This is a genomic window from Microcystis sp. M53603_WE2 (assembly GCF_030065435.1).
Genome location: NZ_JASJFF010000703.1, coordinates 1 through 4,854, shown reverse-complemented (window position 1 = coordinate 4,854; position 4,854 = coordinate 1). Strand labels below are relative to the sequence as shown.

At 47.1% G+C, this 4,854-nt stretch carries 5 protein-coding genes and 1 pseudogene; 3 read left to right on the top strand and 3 right to left on the bottom strand.

Annotated elements, in window-relative coordinates; all coding sequences use genetic code 11:
- The first annotated feature begins 127 nt into the window (after positions 1-127).
- Positions 128-559, top strand: a complete 432-nt coding sequence (locus tag PX481_RS15110; RefSeq protein ID WP_002799564.1) for an NUDIX domain-containing protein — start codon at positions 128-130, stop codon at positions 557-559.
- A gap of 60 nt (positions 560-619) precedes the next feature.
- On the opposite strand, the gene PX481_RS15105 is transcribed toward PX481_RS15110, so the two are convergent.
- Both PX481_RS15105 and PX481_RS15100 read right to left on the bottom strand, forming a co-directional pair.
- Positions 620-1,837 (bottom strand): ABC transporter permease, encoded by a 1,218-nt coding sequence (locus PX481_RS15105; RefSeq protein ID WP_004159634.1) that lies wholly within the window; start codon positions 1,835-1,837, stop codon positions 620-622.
- A 225-nt stretch (positions 1,838-2,062) separates the two neighbouring features.
- A complete protein-coding gene (locus PX481_RS15100; RefSeq protein ID WP_288094881.1) occupies positions 2,063-3,541 on the bottom strand; it encodes an efflux RND transporter periplasmic adaptor subunit in 1,479 nt (492 codons plus the stop codon).
- Between PX481_RS15100 and PX481_RS15095 the strand changes: the two genes are divergently transcribed.
- Positions 3,483-3,629: a hypothetical protein gene (locus tag PX481_RS15095; RefSeq protein WP_002740204.1), complete on the top strand. Its 147-nt coding sequence runs from the start codon at positions 3,483-3,485 to the stop codon at positions 3,627-3,629. The two genes, PX481_RS15100 and PX481_RS15095, sit on opposite strands and share 59 nt — an antisense overlap.
- A gap of 34 nt (positions 3,630-3,663) precedes the next feature.
- Entirely contained in the window at positions 3,664-4,545 is an 882-nt protein-coding gene (locus PX481_RS15090; RefSeq protein ID WP_288094880.1) for a tetratricopeptide repeat protein, read from the top strand.
- Positions 4,546-4,721: 176 nt separating this feature from the next.
- On the opposite strand, the pseudogene PX481_RS15085 reads toward PX481_RS15090, so the two are convergent.
- Positions 4,722-4,854: pseudogene (locus PX481_RS15085) on the bottom strand (glycosyltransferase); the annotation flags it as partial.

Sequence of the window (4,854 nt, the reverse complement as noted above, 5' to 3'; positions counted from 1 at the left end):
TATCAAGGGGGGATTAAGGGGGGATCGGCACCCCCCTTATCAAGGGGGGCAGGGGGGATCAGAGGCAAAATCTATCTTCAATTTAATTATAACTACTTACTTAACTGTTCACTGATAACTGAAAAAAATGACAAACTATCGCAATCCTGCCCCCACTGTTGATATTATCATCGAACTGATCGACTCGCCCCACCGTCCGATCGTACTAATTGAGAGAAAAAATCCGCCCTTTGGCTGGGCAATTCCGGGGGGATTCGTGGACTACGGCGAATCGGTGGAAACGGCGGCCATTCGGGAAGCTTACGAGGAAATCAGTTTGCAGGTGCAGTTAATCGAGCAATTTCACGTCTATTCCGATCCTAACCGCGATCCGCGTCAACACACCATTAGTATCGTTTTTATCGCCACGGCAAAAGGCCAACCGATCGCTGCCGATGATGCCAAAAAAGTCGGGATTTTTCATCTCTGGGAATTCCCCCAACCTTTATGCTTTGATCATGATCGCATTCTCAATGATTATCGTCGTTATCGGGATTATAAAATTCGTCCCACACATTAGACCCCAAACTAGCCATAAAAGCAATCCTTGCCAAAAACGTCCCCGAAAAACCTTAAAAAATTAGACACTTCTGAGGGCGACAATCGGCTCCAATTTAGAGGCACGATAGGCGGGAAAAACGCCGAAAAAGAGACCAATACCCGTGGAAACACTCAAAGAAAGGGCGACGGCGGTGGCGGAAACAGTGGCGGCCAGGGGAGAGAAACTGGAGACGAGAACGATCGCTCCTGCACCGACGAGAATACCAAGCGCACCGCCGGCGATGGAAACGAGAGTTGATTCAATCAGAAATTGTAAGAGAATATCCTGTTCTCTGGCTCCGATCGCTTTTCTTAGTCCGATTTCCCCGGTTCTTTCCGAAACCGAAACGAGCATAATATTCATTACCCCGATACCACCGACAATCAGGGAAATACCGGCGATTAAAGCCAAAAGTAGGGTGAGACCCTGGGTAATCGTGGCGAAGATTTCGATCATCTGTTTAGCAGTTTCGACGCGAAAATCATCCTCAGCGACGATTTTATGGCGTAAACGCAGGAGATTCTGGATTTGGAACTTAGCGGCCCGGATTTCCTCCCCCGATCGCGCGGTGAGACTAATCCAACTCAACTCGACACCGTAGGGTCCGGTTTTGCCCACCAGTTGCGAGTTCATGGTGCTAAGGGGAATAATCAGCATTTCATCCTGATTATTGCCAAAAAAGGAGCCTTTCGCCTCTAAAATCCCGATCACCTCAAAACTGAGATTTTTGATCCGCAGCTGTTGACCAAGGGGATTTTGGGTGGGAAAAAGTTGCGCTGCCACTTCAGTGCCGATCACTGTTACCCGTTTGTTGCGGGCTAGATCGATATTATTGATAAAACGACCTTTTTCTAGGGTAAAATTGCGGACAGAAGCGTATTCTGGGGTGCTTCCCGTGACTAGAGCCGTCATGTTGCGATTACGATGGGAAATCAGGAAACGAGCGTTTATTTCCGGGGCGACTTCAGCGACGGTGGGAACCTGTTCGGCGATCGCCTGAGCATCGGCTAAAACTAGGGTTTTCGGTAAATTAACGGTGGTATTGCGTGCTTGTCGCGACCCCGGCACCACAAAAATGGTATTGGGTCCCAAGTTAGCAAACTGGTCATTGGCTAAGGTTTGCGCCCCTTGGCCAATACCGATCATGGCCACTACTGAAGCGTTACCGATGATAATCCCTAACATAGTCAGGCCGCTACGCACTTTATTGGCCCCTAGGGTGGAGACGGCCATTTTTAAACTTTCGATGATAAACATATCAGTTATCAGTGGGGTGTGGGGTGTGGGGTGTGGGGTGTGGGGTGTGGGGTGTGGGGAGAATAAATAAAATAATCTCCTGTCCCTGAATCCTGTCCCCTGAATCCTGTCTCCTGAATCCTGTCTCCTGAATCCTGTCTCCTGAATCCTGAATCCTGACTCCTGTCCGATCAGAAAAAAGACAATTTGGAGATATTTGTTAAGAAAAATTATTGAGATTTTTGATTATTTTTGATTAGTTTTCGAGGTATCTTCGGCTCCTTCGGGGAGATCGATAAAGACCTTTTCTCCAGCTTCCAAACCTGATAAAATTTGGGTTTTATCGTCTAAGACCAAACCGATCGAAACGGGTTGAAAACTGGGTTTATTTTCGGCATCGGGAACTAAAACCCCTGACTTGCCTTCCCGGGTGACAATGGCGACAGTCGGCACGACGAGGGCATTATCTAACTGCTGGCCGACAAAAGTTACATCCACATTCATTTTCGATTTGAGTTTGTCCCGTCCCGTCACCAAACCGATTCTCACTTCAAAAGAAGTAACATTATCCTCGATAATTGCTTCGGGAGCCACGAGAATAACTCGACCTTCAAAGACTTCTTCAGGAAAAGCATCGGCGACAATTCGCACTGGTTGGCCGCGCTGCAATAAACCCACATCTACTTCCGGCACTTTAGCAATCACTTCCAATCCCGATGCCAGGGCGATAATCGAGGTGGAAGTGGCGGAAGCGGTACTGGAGGCCGAAGTGGTGGGAGTGACAAAAGAACCCTCGGTGGCGTATTTTTGGGTGACGATGCCATCAAAGGGAGCAGTAATGACTGTATCGCGGTATTGAATCTTGATTTGCTCTAAATCGGCCCTGGCGGCCGCTACAGATGATTCTAGTCGAGCAAGCTCGGTTTCTTGGGTTTTTTGGCGTTGTTCGAGGGCAAATTTCGCTTCTGCGATCGCTGCTGCCGCTCCTATCATTTCCTGCTCAATTCCAGCCACTTCTGGGGAAGCGGTTTTATCCGCTTGTTCCAAACGGCGGATCGATTCGTCTAAATTGGCTTTAGCGTTGAGATATTCATTGAGGACGGCATCAAATTGGTCTTGAGCGATCGCTCCTTCCTGGACTAAATTTTCATTGCGTTTAACCCGATTTTCTGCTAGTCGAAAACGGGATTGGGCTGCTTGTACCTGAGCTTGCAGCTGGTCTAAATCTTTGGGAATTCTTTCTTTGGCCTGAGCTAAACGGGCTTCTAATTGCTTATAACTGGCCTGGGCCTGATAAAATCGGGCTTGTAATTGCCGGATATCTTCGGGAATACTGCGTTTAGCCTGTTCCAGACTGGCTAGAGCTTCCCGCAGATGCGCTTCTGACTGCATTCCCCGGGCATACACCTCTAAATTATCCATGACGGCGAGGGTTTGTCCCCTTTTAACAATCATGCCCTGATCCACCAATAATCGCACTAATCGGCCGGGGTTTTTCGGGCTAATGTTGACACTTTGGATTGGTTCCACCCTACCACTAGCTTTAATTTCCACAGCGAGGGTTTCCCGTTGAGCAGGAACGGTCATTTTCGCCAATTCCAGGCCAGGAGGAGGAGTTTGCAGCAAGCGATAAGAAACCACTCCCACCGCCAGAAAACCACTAGCCATGAGTCCGAATATCCAAAATAGGGGGCGATTTGATTTTCCCAACACGGTTATTGCCATCGATCAGCCAAAAGTTAATTGGTTATATACTAACGTCTCTAGAGTTGCCTTTGTTGTTTCTTTAGCCAACAACTCCCAAGCGAGATAGACTGATTAAAAAAGGCCTATCGCGGGGGTAAACTGTGCCAAAACTTCAATTAATCATTTCTTTGCTCATTTTTTTCGTCGCTGGCAGCCCGCCGGCTTTTTCCCAAGCGCTACTCCCCTACGCCATCGAACCGGAGTTAGAACAGATGGAACAAGCGGGAATTGAAATGGCCGAAGATGCCATCCAATTAGCTCGTTTTCGCCGTACCGATGCGGCCCTCGGACGGGCTAAGTTAGCGGTGCAGTTAGCCCCCCATCTCTATCAAACTTGGTTTATTCTCGGTAGTTTATATCTGCAAGACGATCAGGTGCAACCCGGTATCGAGGCATTAAATCAATCTTTGTCCCTTGCTCCCGCCGATGCCCACGCTAATATTAAATTTTCCCTCGGTAGTGCCTATTTTCAGAATCAAGATTACAAGTCTGCTATTGCCCAGATTGAAGCGGGTTTGCAAATGAAACCCGATATCTCCCCCGCTCTTTTTGATCTCGGTAATTCCTATCTCAAGTTAGCACAATATCCCCAAGCGATTGCAGCTTACGAAAAAGCTGTTAGTCAAGATAAAAATTTTTGGCCCGCTATTAATAATATTGGTTTAGTTAAATACGAACAGGGTGACAAGGAAGCAGCCCTTAAAGATTGGCGGGCCGCTTTGAAAATTGATCCTAAACAGGCGGAACCTCAGTTAGCTATTGCGGTGGCTATTTATAGTCAAGGTAAAACCGAGGAGGGCATCAAATTAGCTCAGGCCGCTCTCACTAGCGATAGTCGTTATGTCAGTCTAAAATTTTTAGAGGAAAATCTCTGGGGTCAACGTCTTCTGCAAGACACGGAGAAAATGTTTAATCATCCTAAAATGAAAGATTTTATCGCTCGTTTACCAAAACCAACCCCAGAACCAGAGGAAGAAAATTAATCTGATAGCAGCAAGCATTAATACTAAATCCGTTGAGTATAGGCTACATATCAGGATAGGCAAGAGGCAAGAGGCAAGAGGCAAAAGGAGGAATAGATAATCAGTCTTTAATAACTGGATTTAGTATAAGATAACCCCTTAGTCAATTTGCTAGAAATTCTTAAGGCTTGCTCTAGCTAATTAGGATAAACTCGCCCTTTCCAACTTCCCCCTTGGCCGCGCCAATAACCCAGGGCAGAATCCACAGTCATTAAACTATAAAAGAGGGCAATTAGGGGTAAAGTTGAAGCCCGCAGGGGGGATAATTTA

Excerpts from the sequence above, each read along its gene's own strand:
- PX481_RS15110 (WP_002799564.1), top strand. The coding sequence starts at position 128 with ATGACAAACTATCGCAATCCTGCCCCCACTGTTGATATTATCATCGAA.
- PX481_RS15095 (WP_002740204.1), top strand. The coding sequence starts at position 3,483 with ATGAGTCCGAATATCCAAAATAGGGGGCGATTTGATTTTCCCAACACG.
- PX481_RS15105 (WP_004159634.1), bottom strand. The coding sequence starts at position 1,837 with ATGTTTATCATCGAAAGTTTAAAAATGGCCGTCTCCACCCTAGGGGCC.
- PX481_RS15100 (WP_288094881.1), bottom strand. The coding sequence starts at position 3,541 with ATGGCAATAACCGTGTTGGGAAAATCAAATCGCCCCCTATTTTGGATA.